This window comes from Mesomycoplasma conjunctivae, assembly GCF_000026765.1.
GTDB lineage: Bacteria > Bacillota_I > Bacilli_A > Mycoplasmatales > Metamycoplasmataceae > Mesomycoplasma > Mesomycoplasma conjunctivae.
On sequence record NC_012806.1, the window covers coordinates 68,308 to 85,376 of the forward strand.

Annotated in this window: 14 protein-coding genes; 4 read left to right on the plus strand and 10 right to left on the minus strand. The window is 27.6% G+C overall.

The window, feature by feature from the left end; all coding sequences use genetic code 4:
• Together MCJ_RS00310 and lpdA are read left to right on the plus strand one after the other, a co-directional pair.
• Entirely contained in the window at positions 1-927 is a 927-nt protein-coding gene (locus MCJ_RS00310; RefSeq protein ID WP_012751279.1) for a 2-oxo acid dehydrogenase subunit E2, read from the plus strand.
• Positions 927-2,798, plus strand: a complete 1,872-nt coding sequence (gene lpdA / locus MCJ_RS00315) for a dihydrolipoyl dehydrogenase (RefSeq protein ID WP_012751280.1) — start codon at positions 927-929, stop codon at positions 2,796-2,798. Before MCJ_RS00310 ends, lpdA begins: the two co-directional genes overlap by 1 nt.
• A gap of 155 nt (positions 2,799-2,953) precedes the next feature.
• Here the strand turns inward: lpdA and MCJ_RS00320 are convergent, their stop codons facing one another.
• The 8 genes from MCJ_RS00320 to MCJ_RS03660 all read right to left on the minus strand — a co-directional run bounded on the left by MCJ_RS00320 (position 2,954) and on the right by MCJ_RS03660 (position 11,531).
• Positions 2,954-3,307: a hypothetical protein gene (locus tag MCJ_RS00320; protein WP_129621917.1), complete on the minus strand. Its 354-nt coding sequence runs from the start codon at positions 3,305-3,307 to the stop codon at positions 2,954-2,956.
• Positions 3,308-3,490: 183 nt separating this feature from the next.
• Entirely contained in the window at positions 3,491-4,291 is an 801-nt protein-coding gene (locus MCJ_RS00325) for a hypothetical protein (RefSeq protein WP_012751283.1), read from the minus strand.
• A 112-nt stretch (positions 4,292-4,403) separates the two neighbouring features.
• Positions 4,404-6,758 carry an ABC transporter ATP-binding protein gene (locus tag MCJ_RS00330; RefSeq protein WP_012751284.1) on the minus strand — a complete coding sequence of 785 codons (2,355 nt, stop codon included), beginning with the start codon at positions 6,756-6,758 and terminating at the stop codon, positions 4,404-4,406.
• Positions 6,759-6,778: 20 nt separating this feature from the next.
• Entirely contained in the window at positions 6,779-7,564 is a 786-nt protein-coding gene (locus MCJ_RS00335) for a hypothetical protein (protein ID WP_012751285.1), read from the minus strand.
• Between the two features lie 18 nt (positions 7,565-7,582).
• On the minus strand, positions 7,583-9,910 hold the full coding sequence (locus MCJ_RS03515) for an ABC transporter ATP-binding protein/permease (protein WP_050731543.1): 2,328 nt from the start codon (positions 9,908-9,910) through the stop codon (positions 7,583-7,585).
• 105 nt (positions 9,911-10,015) lie between these two features.
• Entirely contained in the window at positions 10,016-10,480 is a 465-nt protein-coding gene (locus tag MCJ_RS00345) for a hypothetical protein (RefSeq protein ID WP_041594467.1), read from the minus strand.
• Positions 10,481-10,499: 19 nt separating this feature from the next.
• On the minus strand, positions 10,500-10,907 hold the full coding sequence (locus MCJ_RS00350; protein WP_041594468.1) for a hypothetical protein: 408 nt from the start codon (positions 10,905-10,907) through the stop codon (positions 10,500-10,502).
• Between the two features lie 45 nt (positions 10,908-10,952).
• Positions 10,953-11,531 carry a trypsin-like serine protease gene (locus MCJ_RS03660; protein WP_129621918.1) on the minus strand — a complete coding sequence of 193 codons (579 nt, stop codon included), beginning with the start codon at positions 11,529-11,531 and terminating at the stop codon, positions 10,953-10,955.
• Positions 11,532-12,516: 985 nt separating this feature from the next.
• Between MCJ_RS03660 and MCJ_RS00360 the strand changes: the two genes are divergently transcribed.
• Entirely contained in the window at positions 12,517-13,158 is a 642-nt protein-coding gene (locus MCJ_RS00360) for a hypothetical protein (protein ID WP_012751292.1), read from the plus strand.
• Between the two features lie 537 nt (positions 13,159-13,695).
• Here MCJ_RS00360 and MCJ_RS00365 read toward each other — a convergent pair.
• A complete protein-coding gene (locus MCJ_RS00365; RefSeq protein ID WP_012751294.1) occupies positions 13,696-15,789 on the minus strand; it encodes an ATP-dependent Clp protease ATP-binding subunit in 2,094 nt (697 codons plus the stop codon).
• 116 nt (positions 15,790-15,905) lie between these two features.
• Between MCJ_RS00365 and tpiA the strand changes: the two genes are divergently transcribed.
• On the plus strand, positions 15,906-16,637 hold the full coding sequence (tpiA, locus tag MCJ_RS00370; RefSeq protein ID WP_041594469.1) for a triose-phosphate isomerase: 732 nt from the start codon (positions 15,906-15,908) through the stop codon (positions 16,635-16,637).
• 53 nt (positions 16,638-16,690) lie between these two features.
• Here tpiA and rpsO read toward each other — a convergent pair whose 3' ends face one another.
• The gene (gene rpsO, locus MCJ_RS00375; protein WP_012751296.1) at positions 16,691-16,957 is read right to left on the minus strand and encodes a 30S ribosomal protein S15; all 267 of its coding nucleotides are present in this window, start codon (positions 16,955-16,957) and stop codon (positions 16,691-16,693) included.
• Between the last annotated feature and the right edge of the window lie 112 nt (positions 16,958-17,069).

Here is a 17,069-nt window from a genome sequence, read left to right on the forward strand (position 1 = left end):
ATGAGTAAAATATTTGCCACTCCAGTAGCTAAAAGGTTGATAAAAGAACACAATTTAAATATTGATGAAATTCCTTTTAGTAAATCTCGAATTGAAAAAGAAGATGTTGAAAAATACATTGAAAGTTTAAAAAGTGCACCAACTCCAAGTGCACCTGCAAGCACTCCAAGTGTAGCATCAGCTCCAACACCAACTCCAGCTCCTGTTGCAAAACCAGTTGCCACTTTAGATGGTCGTCGTGAAAAAATTGCACCAATTAGAAAAGCAATCGCTCGTGCAATGCGTACTTCATGAGAATCAGTTGCTTATGTTAATTTAGTTAATGAAATTGATATGAGTGCCCTTTGAAATTTAAGAAAATCTATCTTAGATGATGTCTTAAAGTCTTCTGGAGTTAAATTAACTTTTCTACCTTTTATAGCAAAAGCAATCCTAATTGCTTTACAAGAATTTCCAATTATTGCAGCTAAATATGATGAAGCTAGCCAAGAAATTGTCTACCCAGCAACTATTAATTTAGGATTTGCAGTTGACACTGAAGCTGGACTAATGGTGCCAGTAATAAAAGATGCCCAAAGTCTTTCAATGATTGAAATTGCCAAAGAAATTTCCCGTCTTGCAATTGCAGCTCGTGATCGTAAAATTAAACCAACAGAAATGCAAGGTGGTTCCTTTACCATTACCAATTATGGTTCAGTAGGTGCCCTTTACGGAGTTCCAGTTATTAACTACCCAGAAATGGGAATCGCCGGAGTTGGTGCTATCATTGACAAAGCGATAGTAAAAAATGGTCAAATCGTGCCAGGAAAAATTATGCACTTAACAGTAGCTGCTGATCACCGTTGAATTGATGGCGCTACAATTGGTCGTTTTGCTGCAAGAGTTAAAGAATTATTAGAAAAACCAGAAGTATTAGGAATTTTATAATGTATAAATTTAAATTTGCCGATATTGGAGAAGGGCTTCACGAAGGAGTCGTTGCTGAAATATACAAAAAAGAAGGTGACCAAGTCAACGAAGGTGATTCGCTATTCTCTGTTGAAACAGATAAAATAACCTCTGATATTCCTTCACCAACAACTGGAAAAATTGTCAAAGTACTTATGAATCAAGGTGATACAATCCATGTTGGTCAAGAAATTTACTACATTGATGATGGTAGCGGTGATATAGCTGAAGAGCCAAGCGCAGCTGCGCCTGCTCCAAAACCAGCAGAGCCTGCCGAAGAAGGTGGTGGTGCAAGTGTTGTTGGTGAAGTTAAAGTAAGTAATGAATTATTAAGTTTTGATTTTGGTAGCAAAAAATCTACCTCAACAGCTAAACCAACACCAGCACCTGTTGCAGCTCCAAGTGTAGCTGATCAAACACCTAAAACAACTAGTTTGGAAAAAGGGAAACTATACAGTGGTGCTATTGAATCTGAATTTGATGTCATTGTTGTTGGATCTGGGCCTGGAGGTTATTTAGCAGCAGCTGAAGCGGGAGCTAAAGGTTTAAAAACTGCTATTGTTGAGAAGGAATTTTGAGGTGGAGTTTGCCTCAACGTTGGATGTATTCCTACCAAAGCGATGTTAAAAACAGCTGAAGTTCATGACTACATTAGCCACGCTCATGACTATGGTTTTGAAGGTAAATCTTCTTTAAAAATTAGTTGAGAAAAAATGCATGAGCGTAAACGTGGAGTTGTTGAAAAACTAGTTGGTGGAGTCAAAGGTATCGTTCGTGGTGCCAAAGCTGTCTCACTCGAAGGTGAAGCTAAATTTGTTGGCGCACGTGAAGTTGAAGTCAATGGCAAAGTTTACCGTGGAAAAAATATTATCTTAGCAACTGGTTCTCAAGATCGCAAAATTGATCTTCCTGGATTTGAAGAAGGTTATAAAGATGGCGTTGTTTTAACTTCCAAAGAAGCTATTAATCTTGAAAAACAACCAAAATCACTAGTTATTGTTGGTGGTGGAGTTATTGGCGTTGAGTTTGCACAAATTTTTGCCTCTGCTGGTACTAAAGTTACCATTATTCAAAACTTGCCAGTTATTTTAGCAAACTTAGATGAAGAAATTTCGAAAGAAATTACCAAAAAACTTACCGACATGGGTGTTGAAATTATTGCCAATGCCACAACTTTAGCCTATGAATCTAATGGAAAAGTGCGCTACGAAGTTGCAGGTAAACAAGAAGTGATTTCTGGAGACAAAGTTTTAGTTAGCGTTGGTAGAGTTCCAAATTCACAAGGTCTTGCAGAAGTTGGTATCAAACTTGGACAACGTGGTGAAGTAGAAACAAATGACTACTGCCAAACCAATATTGAAGGAGTCTACGCAATTGGTGATGTTAATGCAAAATCAATGCTAGCTCACGTGGCTTACCGTCATGCTATTGTCGCAGTTTCACACATTAGTGGAACACCTGAAAAATATTCATCTAAAACTGTTCCAGCTTGCATCTACACCCACCCTGAAATTGCCTCAGTTGGTTTAACTGAAAAACAAGCAAAAGAACAAGGTTATGATTTTGTTGTTGGAAAAATGTCTTTTGGACATATTGGAAAAGCAATTGCAGGTGGAAGCACACAAGGTTTTGCTAAACTAATAGTGGATAAAAAACATGGTGAAATCATTGGAGCTCACATTGTTGGTCCAGTAGCAACTGATTTAATTAGTGAACTCATTGTTGCTATTGATTTAGAAACTACTATTTACGAAATTGCCTCTGCAATTCACCCACACCCTACTTTTAGTGAAGTTATTTGAGAAGCAGCCCGTAATGCGGCTTCCAAATTAGCAAAATTTAAAAAATAAAAAAAAGAAAAACTAGGAAGTTGCTTCCTAGTTTTTTGTCTACAAACATATTAAAATGTAGAAAAATGAACAACTTTTAAAAGTTGTTCATTTTTATTTTTATAAAAAAGAGCGAATGAAAAAGGCCAAATTGGTTTTTAAATTATGCCAAAATTTTATCCAGCATTTGGCATAATTTTATCCAGCATTGATATTTTTTCAAACAACTTTTCAGATTCAATTGCTTTTTTTAGATCAAAATCAGGAGTTTTTTCATCTAGTTTTTCTAAAATTATTTTTATTTTTTTATAATATGGACTATTTTTAAACTCTGGATTTTCTTTTACTTCTTTAATAGTTTCATTTACTAATTCACGGAAATTTGGAATATTTTTGGTTATTTCTTTTAAGTTCTCAAATGATTTGATATCATCTATTGAATCCAAAGTTATTTCCCTACAAGATACCAAAGCAATTGGCAGAGCTAATGGAATTATTGATGACAATAAAATTTTATTTCGTTTTTTCATAATAAAATTTATTATATCAACAAAAAAAGGACTTTGGTGAAAATATTTAAAAAATCAAACTTTTTTGTTCAATTTTGCTATAAAAATGAAAGTCTTTTAAATATTTTAAGATTGTCTTTTTGTTAAAGTTTAATATATCGTGGACTGCAATTTAAGCAAAATATATTTGCTAAATAATAAAATTTATTTTTTATTTTCCACTATACTTTTTATTTCTTGAATATCTTTATTATTAAAAAGATAAAAAGTTGAGAGATAATTAGTAAGAGTTTGGTTAAGTAGTGTATAAGGTTTTACTGATGCAAAAATACCAATATATTTACCATTATAAATTAAAGGAGAACCAACATATCAACTGTTTTTAGTAGCACTATTAGTTATAAAGCTAATACTAGTTTTATTTTTATTAGCTATCGAATCAGGTCTATAATCTAAGAGATTATCCTTGCTATATACAACTTGATTGTTAATTGTTCTTTCATGAGAAGGCGTGAATGAGCTTAGTAAATTACCTTGCAAAATAGGAGTATCAACTTCTGATTGAATTGAATTTAATATAGAATTTTTTTCAGAAGGTAATTTTCTTTGATTTACTTCAGTAGTATTAGTTATTTTAAAAATTGTATAATTTGTATTAGCAAATACAATTTTTAATTTACCTTTTAAAGTAAAATTGAATTTATTTTGATATTTTTTTAGAGTTTTTGGAACAAATTTAAAAGAGCTTTGAAATTGGAGTTCTTGAATTGTATTATCTAAATTAGTATCAAAAAAATAGGATGTCAAAAAGAAAAAATCATTACTATTTTGTTTTAAAAATGAGGAAACAAAACTAGTTGTACTTTGATTTAAAGTTGTGTTTAAAATTCCATCATTTTGGTCTTCATTATAAGCCGATCTATAACTTTGTTCACAAGATATTAATGTAATTGGTAAGACTAATGTTAAAGGTAAAACTAGTTTAATTTTTTTATTTTTTATCATATTTATTTTTTAATTACCTCTTATTTTATTTGTTTTATTACTGTTAATTTGTAATATTTTGTTGAACCACTTTTTTGATGTATTGTGTATAAATTTATACACTTTTTGGAAATTAATTCAGTAAATTAGATGTTGATTTTTTGTACATATAATAAGTAATTAATATATGTAAAAATAGGGTAATTACTGTTGATATTAATCATACTGTTGCTATTGCAGAAAAAATGTCAAGATAAGTAATTTGATCAAAAAAGTTAGGCACAAATCCAAATATTAGTTTTATAGTAGGTAATAAAATAATTGTGGTTAGCAAAAATGAAATAATAGAAATTGCTATGATACCTAAGATATTATAAAATAAAGTTTGTATTGTACTTGATCCTAGTGATTTTAAAATCCCAAATTCCTTGCGTTTTGCATTATTTACAGTTTTAGAATAGGTAACTAAAAATATAATTAGAATAGCATTAAAAACAGCATAGACTATTAAAGTTGCGTTGCTGGTTGCTATTGATATATCCAACTGAAGATCATAATTTAAAAGTGGAAATTTTAAAATTTGCAATTTTCCATAAGACCCGTCATCGCTGCTAAATTCTGCTAAATCATTAGGATTGGTAATTTTTGGATCAAAGTATATTGTCAATTCCTGTGAATTATCTAAATAAATATCCTTAATTTTAGGATGATATTTAAATTCTTCTTGATCCGAATTATAAACACCGACAACATTTACTGATCTATTTAGCAAATTATTAGTAAATGTTTGTCAATATTCTGAAAATAAGAAAATATTGTCCTTATTTTTTGTATCAAAAAGTTGAGGAGCTTTTTTATACAAAGCTTCAGAAATAATAATTTCTCTTGTATTTTGTGGTTTTCTACCCAATTTTAATTCTATATCTTGGATATTTGCATTATTTTTAATATTATAAAAATTGAGCCCATTTGAAACTTTTTGATTGATATTAGTTTGCAAATCATTGTCTTTAACAACTGAGTCATCAATTATTGCTATCTGATTAAATAATGAATTATGTTCTTCTAATATTGTTAATTGTTGTTTTTGAATATCATCAAGAACATCTCTTCTAATAATGATTTCGTTAAAAACGGAATCAGTATCAAAAACAGCAACAATTCTTAACTCCTTGTTAATTGCGCTTAATTTTTCAATGATTTTAGATGGTATTTTGGATTGTTCATTTATCAAATTATCTAAAATATAAGGTTGTAAAAGCAAACTACTCCCAATAGGATTTCCTAATTTAAGTCTTTCTATTAAAGATTGTGAAACTATAACTTCATCATCACTTTTTATGATTTCACCTTTTAATTTATTGCGATTTAAAATTCTTTTTTGAAAAAACTCACTACTATCGATTAGCTGAGGCGATACTGAGACAGTCTCTAATTGGTTTGTATTATTATTTTTAACAGTTGCTTGTAACAAATTTGAAATCTTTGGTAATTCTTTAAAAATATGAACAACTTTTTTATTTTGACTTATTTTTTCAATTTCACTTTGACTAAAATTTTCCTGATTTTCTTTTTGAACTATAAGTGTGTCTTTGTTTTGTTGTAAAATAGTTTGCTGTGCTTTATTGTAAGTATAAGTGTTAAAAGTAAGAACTAATGATGTTGCAAAAAGTGTGATAATAAAACTAAATATTACCATGATTAGTTGCACAATCTTTTTTGTAAAGTCAGATTTTAAAACTTGTGATGCAATTTTTAGCTTGTTAACAAAATTGTATTGTGGACTTTGCTCGAGTGGTAAATTTTCTAGACCACTTCCTTTATTTAAAGTCCTATTTGAAACAAAATCTTCTATAGTAATGTTTTGATTATTTTCAATGTTGACAATTTTATCAGAAAATTTTTGTGCAAGCTGCTTGCTGTGAGTGACTACTACAATTGTTTTAAACTGTGATAATTTTTTTAATTCTTCAAAAACTAGCTCGGAATTTTCTTCATCTAGATTTCCAGTTGGCTCATCTAACAAAATAAAGTCGGCATCTCTGTTGATAGCTCTTAAAATAGAAACCCTTTGTTTTTCACCACCCGAGATCACATTGGCTTTACTCTGAATGACAGAATTTTCAATATTTAAAAAATTTGCTTGTTTTTCTAAAAGCTCTCCGTCAAACTGTTTGCCTATGATGCCGTTTGCAACTTTTATATTTTCAAGCACACTTAAATTTTCAAAAAGATTAAAATTTTGAAAAACAACATCTAATTTTGGTTTTGCTATAAGTTGTTTCTTGTTATCAAAAAATTCAATTTTTCCAGAATCAAATTTGGAAAAATTGGCAATCATGTGCAAAAGTGTTGTTTTTCCTAGACCAGACTCACCAATTATACTTGTTAATTTGTTAGAAGGTATTTCTAAATTAAAATCTTTAAATAAAATTCTTTTGCTTCTCTTATTTTTAAAACTTTTGTTTAAATTAGTTATTTTAATCATGTTTTAGGGAAATCATTCAATTATTTTTTAAAAATAGCTTTGATTGCATCAATATCACTTTGAGTAAATAAATAAAAATCGGTGATGTTAATTCTTTTGCTATCTTTTTCTTCATTTTTATAGGATTTTAATATACCTACATATCAATTTTTGTAAATTAGTGGTGCTCCAAAAAAGCGATCATTAATTTTGCCTTTGTTTTCAAAGGATATTTGAGAATCAGTTTTTTCTAAAAGTTTAGATTTTGATATACTATTAGAGACAAAAAATTCAGGAAAAAATAACTCAGGTAGTTCACTATAGTCAAAAATTGGAGCAAAACCAAATAATAATTTTTCATCAATTTTTTCATTTGTTGGTAAGGTGTTAAAATTTTTCAGTGTTGCATTTTTGTTTTTAAAAGTTGAAGACAAAGATTTTTTATCTTGAGTTATTTTTTGAGCAGTTAATGAAAAAATACTATAATTATCGGTAGATTTTTCTATTTGTATTTTTCCTTCTACCAATAAATTATATGTTACTTGGATAGATGGAACATCGCCGTGACTTTTAAATCTAATTTTTGTTTCTTTATTTAGGTTAGAAGCATCAATTTTTCCAGATGTTATAAAAATAAATTTGTCTTCTAGTTTTCCAAGAAAAAGAGAAACAAATGTTTGTTTTTCATCAACAAAAGTCATGTTTAGCACACCTTCATTTGTTTGTTTATCTAAATAGTCCAAAGATGATTTAAAACCACAAGATACAACTACTAAAGGTGCAATAGCGGTTGCTGATAGTATAAGATTTTTTATTTTTAGTTTCATAATGTCTCCAATTTTGCTTTATTTTAAAAGGTGAGAAGTAGCTTTTTTGTATATAAAATATGTTATTATGCTGTGGAAGAAAAGGGTTATTGTTGTTGAAATAAACCATGATAAGAACAAAGCGCTAACTACGACTTTATAATCAATATTTATTTCAATTGGACTAAAAATATTGAACATAGGTTTGATCGAAGGTAGTAAAATGAGGGCTGTTAACATCAGAGAAATCAGCGAAATTACTATAATATTTAACAAGTTATAAACTATAGTTTGTAACCTACTAGCAGCTAGTGCTTTTAAAATTCCAAATTCTTTGCGCTTTGCATTGTTAGTAGTTTTTGAATATGTTAGTAAAAAGATTGTCAAAATTAGATTTAATAGTATAAAAATAATATAAGTTGTTTTATCAAAAATTTGAGTGCTTTCAGCAATACCTCTTGCAAATGAGGAATCTGGGTATTGACTAATGTTGAATTCACCATAAGGATTTTTACCTTTAGGATTGTATCGGAAAACTTCCAAGTGTTCGAGTTCTAATTTATCATGTTTTAGGTAAATTCCTAGTTTGGTGGCAGAATTTAAATGATTTTCTATTAAACTAGGGTGATATTTAAATTCTAATTCATCTGATTTATAAACACCTACCACACCTACTTGTTGGTTTGAAAAAGCGGTTTCCAAATAATTTGGTTCTAAAAAAACTCTATATTTGTTAGGTATTGCAAAAAAATCGGGTTTTTTTTCATAAAGGGCACTTGAAATAATGATTTCATTAGGCTTTTGAGGTTTTTTACCCAAAATTATATCTACATTTTCTAATAAACTGTTGTTTTTAGCATCAAAATTAAGATTAGTTTCTATTTTTTCATTTATAGGATCTTCTGAAGGTCTTTGTCTTTGATCAAACTTGATTTTATTGTATAAAAAACCTTCTTTTGACAACAAATTCAACACTTTTGATTCAATATTTTTGGCTACAACATCTCTAATAAAAATGTGGCTTTTAGTACTGTTGGGATCACTCAAACCAACAATTTTTAACTTAGGTGCTATTTGATTAATTTGGTTATTGATTTTTTCATTGTTGATATTAACAAACCTATTAAAAATTGGTGATAATAAAATTTCTTCTCCAATAGGATTTTCAAGACCTAGTTGATCTGCAATTTCTTTGGAAATGATAATTTCATTGTCATTTTTTATAGTTTGTCCTTCTATTAAAAATGAATCTTTAATTCTTTTTTCAAAGAAATTGCTCTTGTCAATGAGCAAAACTGAAGATTTATCTAAAGTGTTGACAACTTCATTAGTTTTATCAGATTTAATATCAAAAGCATCTGGTAATATATCAGTTATTAAAAAAGTGTGGACAACATCTGGATTAGTATTAATTTTATCTATATCTTCTTTAGTAAAATTGCTATTTCTTAATTTTCTAATTATTAGCAAATCTTGGTTATAAAGAGTTATTGATTGTGCTAAACTTGTAGTAATTTTGTTATTAATTGTATAAAAAGTGGAGGTAGCAAAAAGGGTAAGAATAAAAGTTGAAATAATTAAAAATAACTGGAAAAATTTTCTCTTAAAATCTGATTTGACAAATTTTCTTGATATAGTTATTTTATTTCAAAAAGATGTTTTGTATTTTTGTGGCAGTTTTAAATTATTGTCATAAGTCAAATCCACAGAGTTTTGCTGTTCTAAATCTTCAACTTCTATTTCAAAATTTTGTTTAATATTAATTATTTTATTTGCAAAATTTTGTGCAAGTTGCTTGTTGTGAGTAACAACGACAATTGTTTTAAATTGCGATAATTTTTTTAATTCTTCAAAAATAAGTTGAGAATTTTTTTCATCTAAATTACCAGTGGGCTCATCTAACAAAATAAAGTCGGCATCTCTGTTGATAGCTCTTAAAATAGAAACCCTCTGTTTTTCGCCACCTGATATTATACTAGCTCTACTTTGGATGACAGAATCTTTAATATTTAAAAAATTTGCTTGTTTTTCTAAAAGCGCTCTATCAAACTGTTTGCCTATGATACCATTTGCAACTTGTATATTTTCAAAGACATTTAGGTTTTCAAAAAGATTGAAATTTTGAAAAACAACGTCTAATTTTGGCTTTTCTATAAGTTGTTTGTTGTTGTCAAAAAATTCAATTTTTCCAGAATCAAATTTGGAAAAATTGGCAATCATGTGCAAAAGTGTTGTTTTTCCTACACCAGATTTACCTACAATACATGTGAGTTTGTTGGTAGGAATTTCTAAATTCAGGTTTTGAAACAATATTCTTTTTGCTTTTTTAGAATTTAATGTTTTATTTAAATTACTAATGACTATCACTTGCCCTCAATTATTTTAGAAATAACAAAATCTTGTTTTACAAAAATTCATAAATATAATAATAAAATTTACAATTAATACTCAAAAAGTTGTTTATTTTTATTGCTAGTTTCAATTTTTTATGTATCCAAAACCACTAGCTTCTATTTCTGCAAGAATTTCTGGTTGTTTAAGTTTGTTATAAGTTGATCAGTATACTCATAAAAAATATGGAAAAACAAATATAAAAATAAATATTGAAAAACCTGGAATAATGGAAAAACCTGCTAATAGTTTTAGTGTAATTCATTTACCTTGTTTAGACATTAATGTCTTGCTGTTTTTAGCAAAAATTTCTAAATTTTTTAGTGCCATGGATGAAACAATTAATATACCAATAGCTACAATTGTAGATGCTAGTCAAAAAAGAGAAAATTTAGAAAAAATTGTACCAGCGACATAACTACTTTTATCGTTAATTGAAGCAAGAGATACTCAAATTAGTGTTCCTATTGCTAGAAATAGGCTAAAAATTACAAGAATAAAATTAATGATGGAATATGATTTGGTGTTGCTAACTAAGTTGTTCATTTTTTCTCCCTTAAATGTTTTATCTAGTTATTTTGTGTTTTTGAATTTTATATATAGAATAAATATATGTTAGTGTTGTTAAAACGAAAATAGTTATGATTATGTAATCTCCAACAATAGGTAATCAGCTAACTAAAATCCCTATTAAAAATAAGATAGTTGAAATAATTGATAGTATAAATACTATAGTAAAAGATTGCTTACTTTTATTTAATTTAGATAATTTTATTGTTAAGTATATCGAAATTGCAAACATTATTATAAATATAATTACTTTAATAATGCTTGGTAAAAAACCTACAAATGATGTTAAAATTATAAAACCATTGTAAACAAGTGCTATATCTATGATAGCAACAATAAAATTAATAATTAAAAATATGAAATTAATTATTAGTCAGTTACGTATTGAATTAATTTTTGACATTTATGACTCCTAAAATATTTGTATTTTAATAAATATTGTAACGTTTTATTTATTGATATTGTCAATTATTTGATTTGTAAATAAGTTGAAAAAAGAAGTTAATTTTCCTTGGACGACTTCCTTGCCTTTGTACACCCCAACAATCTTATTTTTATAAAACAAAGGCGAGCCTGAAGAGCCATCATTAAAATCTATATTTTCAACATAAAGTTTATCATTTATACTATTAATTTTTTTATCTTTTGTGTATAAAAATAAAGGAATTTGCTTAGGTGTAAAATCAGATTGCAAGATAGTAACAAAACCCAAACTAAATAATTTATCATGTAAATTACTATTATGATTAAGCGCTTTTAATTCAATATTAGAAAAATTTTTATTTAAAAAATTTTTAATTTTAAAAATTAAAATATCATTTTTCTTATCATTAAAAATAATCTCTACAAAGACATTGTTTAAATTAAATATTTGATCTGTAGAATATTGTCTAACAACAATATTTAAACAACCTAAAGTATTAACTCTTTTAAATGAATGAGAAGTTGTTATAAATTTGACAAAATCCCCATCTTGAATAATAGTACCATTAAATTGAGATATACTAATATTATTTTTAGATTGAATTTGAAATCCAAAGACACTTTTTGGCCAGTTCTACATTAGAAAAATTAGCGACAACATTATTGCTGCACGAGACAATAATAAAAGGTGCAACTATATTTAATGAAAAGGTAATTTTCTTTAAATAACGTAAAACAAATTTCATCTTAATATTATTATATCATTATAATAGAAATTATTAAAAATATAGTTTTGCCTTAGTTTAATTTTAAACAATTTATTTATATATAGCTCCCTATATTGTTTTAGTTTGATTAAGAATTACTAAAATTTTTAGGTTCTTTAAAAATATATTATAAAGTTATATTTGAATGAGACAATTTAAATTAATAGAGGTGTGCATGTCTCAATTAAACTTTAAACTTTTACGAGGCTCGAGTTTGATTATGAACTGATAATATTAATTTGTCTTTGATTATTTATTTCTTTCATTTTATATTAGGAATATCACAATTTTCGAATAATATATTAAATTTTAGTTGATTCATTATGTGTTTTTTGTTAAATAGATTGAAGTTAATTTATTTTGAAGCCTATCCCTTAGTAAATCACTAATCTATCAAAATCATCTATTACTAAATATTAAAATTATGACTAAATATTCTCTAGCTGGATAGTTTTATTATTGATAAAATTTTTATTTGATACTTAATAACAAAACAACAAATTTATAAAGCATTTTTAGATTTTTATACAATAGATTGTACATTAAACTATAAATTTAATAATTAGCACTTTTTATACTAACAAAAGATTTAAAAATTTATCTCTTGAATAATAGGAAGAGATACAAAATTTTAAACAATGAGAGGTAATCATTTATGAAAATAATTAAATTAGTTAAAAATCCAAAAGTTTTCTTTTATTCAATCTTACTGCTCTTGCTAGCATAACAACCGCAACATTTTTACCAGCTACTTCAAATATACAATAAAGTCAAATTCAAAAAGAAAAAGTTTTAGATCAAAACATTATATCAAACCCGGAATTGCTAAAAAATACATTAATTAAAATTGTTTTTGAAAAAAGAACAGATCTTAAAAGTCAAGTAACAATACTTTTACCTAAGATTATTCAAGATAAATCACTCCAGTTTACTGATGAACAATTAGATAAGATGACAAATGAAATTATCTTGTTAGCAAAACAGCAATTTAAAGATGCAAAATCACTAGATCAAGCTTGATACCATTGAATTCCAATGGCAGCAGCAAAAGTGTTTTACTGAGCATTAGAATTTGTAGAGGGTGTATTAAAGGTGGTTGATCAAATTAGAGAAGTACTCTATCAGATTTCCCCAATGTTAAAAGATGTTTATGATTTGGCATACAACCCAACAGATATTGAATCAAAACTAAATTTATTTTTAAAGTTTGTATCATATGCTAATACTGGAAAAATTGATGAAGGAATGAAATTTATTTTAGAAAACGGGTATGATATTTTCAATTCAATAGTTACTGACAATTGAAAAAGTATTGTTGAATCAATATTGTTTGAGGCAGGGCGTCATGTTACAAATGAACTAGCGAAATCATTAGTAAATGTTTTAACTTCTACTGTTTCTAATTGAAAGTTAAAAACTTACGCTTCTTATCTTTATTGAAAAGATTTATACGAAAATCATTAATTTTAAAAAACAAAAATAAGTGCCTGTTGGCACTTTTTTTGTTGAACTTTTTTAAAAGATCAAGGCTTTGTTTTAAAAACTTATAAATTTTTAGCTTTTAATGCCAAGTAGTTTTTCTGTTTTTTTAATGATTTTAATATTTTCTTTTCATTTTTGAGAACGTGTAAAAAGCCCCAAAAGCTTCAAATTCTTCTTCATTTAATCTTTTCAAGGTTGTTTGTAATTTCTCAATTTTAGACTTATCTTTAAATTGATTTTTGTTGTCAATATACTTAATAGAATTTTCAACATTTTCAGATAGTGAAGATATTTTGACTAAATTTCTTAATTGTTGAGAAGATGTAATTTGTTTTAATGAAGTAGGTATGCTATTTTTTCGCTATAAGATACCAAAAAAATTAGTAAAGTTGCTGGTAAAATGGAGGATAATATAATTAATCCTTTCTTTTTTGTCATAAAATTTAATTTGTCAAAAAAATGTTTTTTTGCAATTTAGCTTGCAGATGATTGTAAATATTTTTTTGTCTAAATTGTCAATTAATTTATTTGTTTATTTACTAAAATATCTTCATTTTTATAGCTAATTTGATAAGAATCATTTACATTTATTTGCTTAGTAATTATGAATTTTGCAATTTTAGTTTCAAGATTTTGCTTAATAAAGCGCTTAATTGGTCGTGCTCCATAATTTTGGTCATATGCTGATTGTAAAATTCATTTTTTGATGCTATTATCAAAGTTAATCATGATGTTGTTTTCTTGAATCCGTAAAGCTAGTTTTGCTAACTCTAGGTCAATAATTTGTTCAACTACTTGCTTAGATAGCTTGTTAAATGTAACTATTTCATCAATTCTGTTGATAAATTCAGGTTTAAAAAATTGCAATAATTCCTTCTTAATTGTTTGTTCATCTAATTTTTGGTTAGCTAAAATTTTTTGAGCTGCAATGTTAGAAGTCATGATAATGATAGTATTTTTAAAATTGATTTTTTTCCCTTTGGAATCAGTGAGCCAACCACTATCTAAAATTTGTAACAAAATATTAATAACATCTGGGTGTGCTTTTTCTATTTCATCTAGTAGCACTATTGAATAGGGATTAAGTCGCACTTTTTCAGTTAAGATCCCACCTTGTTCAAATCCTATATAACCTGGAGGTGCCCCTATTAGTTTAGAAACACTATGTTTTTCCATAAATTCTGACATATCTAACCTAATAATTTGTTCTGAATTGTCAAAGATTTGCTTTGCTAAAGATCTAGCTAATTCGGTTTTACCAACACCAGTTGGACCTAAAAATAAAAAGGATCCTATTGGTCGATTGATATCATTGATGTTAGCTTTAAAACGTAGAATAGCATCGCTGACCAAGCTAATAGCAAGATCTTGACCTCTTACTTCTTGCTTAATTCTTGATTCTAGATGTAATAGTTTTTCAGCTTCATCCTCTATGAGTTTTTCAAGTGGAATTTTTGTCATTTTTGCTACCACAGCAGCAATTTCGTTTTGGTCAACAATGTCATTTACCAAACTTGACTTATTTTCCTTTAATTTTTGTAATTGTGTTTCAAGGCTTGGTATTTGTAAATACTTGATTTTTGAAGCATTTTGGTACTCACCATTGGCAATTTGTTGATTTAATAAGTTTTTTAAATCATCAATTTGTTGGGCGATATGCCCGCTTTCTTCAGCACGTTGTTTTTCTTGACTTCAAAGTGATTGAAGTTTATTAATTTCTTGCTCAAGTTGGCTAATTTGCTGATTTATTGCTTCAATTTTGGGCAAATTAGCCTCATTTTCTAAAGATATTTTCTCCATTTTTAAGTATGTGAGTTTTTGAATTTTTTTCTCTAGTTCTTCGGGTTGGAAGTTCATTTGCACCTTAATATTTGCGCAAGCTTCATCAATGAGATCAATAGCTTTATCTGGCAAGAAACGATCATTGATAAATCTATTTGATAATTTGACAGCAGCTATGAGGGCATCATCGGTAATTTTGACTTTGTGAAAGTTTTCAAAACGCTCTTTAATTCCGCGTAAAATTGTAATGGCATCACTAGTAGAGGGCTCTTCAATTATTACTTTTTGCATGCGGCGTTCGAGAGCACTATCTTTTTCAATATAAAGGCGATATTCATTGTTGGTGGTAGCTCCAATTAATTTAATTTGCCCCCGTGCCATTGCTGGTTTTAAAATATTGGCAAAATCCATTGAATCTGTACCTGAAGAGCCGGTACCTATTAATAAGTGAATTTCATCAACAAAAATAATTACTTCATCTTTGTTGGCTTCTACCTCTTTTAAAATTTCCTTAATCCGTTTTTCAAATTCACCTTTAAAGGAAGCACCAGCTATTATCGATGCGATATCGAGTTCAAAAATCTGTTTGTTTTTTAGGTTTTGCGGCACCTGATTCTGAATAATTTTGAAGGCCATTCCTTCAACAATAGCACTTTTTCCCACTCCTGGTTCGCCAACTAAAACTGGATTGTTTTTAGTTTTTCTTGATAATATTTTGATAATTCTACGAATTTCTTCATCTCTATTTATAACAGGTTCTAATTTATTTTCCTTTGCTAATTGTGTTAAATTTCTTCCATATTTATTTAAATTTTTAAATTTGTCATTCATATTTTACCTCACTTGCTAAAATAATTATAGCATATATTTGGCAGTCTATAGTATAAAGTGCCAAATATTTTTTAAAAAGTTTTTGTTTTTTAGAAAATATAATTTACAATTATATAATTATGAAAAAAATCATTATTGGTAATTGAAAAATGAACAAAAATCTTGAACAAACAAGGGATTTTGTCTTTAAATTTGAACAACTTTACAAACAAAATGAAGCTAAAATTATTGATCTAGACTTTGCAGTTGCACCACCGACAATTAATGCTTTTGCACTCAAAGATACAAATGTAAAACAACTTAAGTTAGCACTTCAAAATATAAGCGAATTTGAATCAGGAGCATATACTGGTGAAATTTCAGCATCTATGGCAAAAAATATCGGAGCCCAATACATCATCATTGGACATTCAGAGCGTAGAAGTCTTTTTAATGAAAGTGATTTTCAAGTAGCTACTAAAGCAAAAATTGCTATCAAACACGAGCTAACTCCAGTTATATGTGTAGGAGAAACATTGCAAGAATACGAAAGTCAACAAACTGAAGAAGTTATTAGTAGACAAATTCGTGATTCTTTAGAAGGTGTAGATCTTAGTAAAATAATTATTGCTTATGAGCCAATTTGAGCTATAGGAACTGGAAAAACAGCAACTCCCGAACAGGCTGAAAAGGTTTGTGCTTTTATTAAAAAACTAATTGATAATCAAGCACCTGTTTTGTATGGAGGTTCAGTAAGTCCACAAAATATTTTAGATATTTTGAAGAAAAAAAACATTGATGGGGCACTAGTAGGAGGTGCATCACTAGAGGCTGAATCATTTATTAATTTACTAACATTAAATAAATAATTAAATAAAAAAAGCATGGATTTAAAATTACCATGCTTTTTTTATTACCTAAACTATTTTCTAATATTTAACGCCTCGATGGTTTCTTTATATGAAACAGGGTTTTTTTCTTTTAGATAAGATAATAATTTTTTTCTTTTATTAACTTTAGCTATAAAACCACGCATTGAATGTTTGTCTTTTTTATTACTTAAAAAGTGTGTTTTTAATTTTTCAATGTCTTCAGTTAAAATAGCAATTTGAACTCTAACATCACCTGTATTTTGTAGAGAACCACCAAATTTTTTGATTAGTTCTTGTTTTTTTTCTTTACTAACCATTTTTCTCCTTTGTGATTAATTTTAAATTTATAACCTAGCACAAAACCGAGAATTGATTTGAACCAAGCAATAAATAAGTAAATGTATTAAAATATTAAATTATACAGTAGAT